At 39.8% G+C, this 364-nt stretch carries 1 protein-coding gene; it reads left to right on the top strand.

Annotated features, from left to right (window positions below):
• Window positions 1–127: 127 nt before the first annotated feature.
• Window positions 128–364: carboxylesterase family protein (locus ABDZ53_RS06320; RefSeq protein WP_343754804.1), on the top strand; the 237-nt coding region annotated here is incomplete at its 3' end.

The raw sequence follows: 364 nt of genomic DNA, 5'->3' as shown, positions 1-364 counted from the left end.
GAATGTTGTTGTGGTGACTACATTTTACCAAAGAGAGGTGTCTTTTTGTGTGTTTTTTGATAATTATTTATAAGAAGTTTCAATAACCGCAAGGGTTAAACCTGGATATTCAACTGCAAAACTTGAGATGTTAAGAAAAACGAAAATTGAAAACGGTTTTATACTAGGCTTGCCAGCAGCTGATCCTCGCATTACCTCTTTTAAAGGAATTCCATTTGCCGCCCCTCCCGTGGGAGAAAACCGCTGGCGAGCTCCACAACCAGTAGAAGACTGGGAAGGCACATTAAAGACATTTGAATTTGCACCTATATCCATGCAAGCGACACCTGGCTTGAATAAAGAAGATTTTTACGTCAAAGAATGG

The organism is Alkalibacterium iburiense (assembly GCF_039521845.1).
GTDB lineage: Bacteria > Bacillota > Bacilli > Lactobacillales > Carnobacteriaceae_A > Alkalibacterium > Alkalibacterium iburiense.
Note: the sequence above shows the minus strand (reverse complement) of the source record. Positions and strands in the feature narration are given on the sequence as shown.